This window comes from Rhodococcus sp. no. 34 (assembly GCF_054589475.1).
Genome location: NZ_BAAILK010000033.1, coordinates 1 through 1,184, shown reverse-complemented (window position 1 = coordinate 1,184; position 1,184 = coordinate 1). Strand labels below are relative to the sequence as shown.

Sequence of the window (1,184 nt, the reverse complement as noted above, 5' to 3'; positions counted from 1 at the left end):
CTGTGATTGTTGCGGGAGCTCGTACCCCGATGGGTCGACTCCTCGGATCGTTGAAAGACCTCTCCGGGTCCGACCTCGGCGGCATCGCCATCAAAGGCGCCCTCGACAAGTCCTCAGTCGCACCCGAACAGGTCGACTACGTCATCATGGGACAGGTCCTCACCGCCGGCGCCGGCCAGATGCCCGCCCGCCAAGCCGCCGTCGCCGCCGGCATCCCCATGAACGTCCCCGCCCTGAGCATCAACAAAGTGTGCCTCTCCGGCATCGACGCCATCGCCCTCGCCGACCAACTCATCCGCGCCGGCGAATTCGACATCGTCGTCGCCGGCGGGCAGGAATCGATGTCCCGCGCACCCCACATGCTCGAAAAAAGCCGCGAAGGCTTCAAATACGGCGACGTCACCCTCCGCGACCACATGGCCTACGACGGCCTCCACGACATCTTCACCGACCAGGCCATGGGCCTGCTCACCGAACAGGTCAACCAACAAGAAACCGCCCACATCACCCGCGCCGAGCAGGACGCCTTCGCCGCCGCCTCACACCAGAACGCGGCCCGCGCCTGGAAAGACGGCCTCTTCGACAACGAAGTCGTCCCCGTCTCCATCCCCCAACGCAAGGGCGAGCCCATCGTCTTCGCCCAGGACGAAGGCATCCGCGCCGACACCACCACCGAATCCCTCGGCAAACTGCGTCCCGCGTTCAGCAAGGACGGCACCATCACCGCCGGCTCCGCCTCCCCGATCTCCGACGGCGCCGCCGCCGTCGTGGTGATGAGCAAAACCAAAGCCGAAGAACTCGGCCTGACCTGGATCGCGGAAATCGGCGCCCACGGCGTCGTCGCCGGACCCGACTCCACCCTCCAGTCCCAACCCGCCCGGGCCATCGCCAAGGCCTGCGCGAAGGAAGGCATCGACCCCACCGACCTCGACCTCGTCGAAATCAACGAAGCATTCGCCGCCGTCGGGATCGCCTCCACCCGCGAACTCGGCCTCGACCCCGCCAAGGTCAACGTCAACGGCGGCGCCATCGCCGTCGGCCACCCCCTCGGCATGTCCGGCGCCCGCATCGCCCTGCACCTCGCCCTCGAACTGCAACGCCGCGGCGGCGGCATCGGCGCAGCCGCACTCTGCGGCGGCGGCGGACAAGGCGACGCACTCATCGTCCGCGTCCCCAAGGCCTGA

General features: G+C 67.9%; 1 protein-coding gene. It reads left to right on the top strand.

Features of this window, described 5'->3' with window-relative positions; all coding sequences use genetic code 11:
* Window positions 1–2 precede the first annotated feature (2 nt).
* Window positions 3–1,184, top strand: coding sequence for an acetyl-CoA C-acetyltransferase (locus tag ACYP01_RS13025; RefSeq protein WP_070159706.1), 1,182 nt, complete (start codon window positions 3–5; stop codon window positions 1,182–1,184).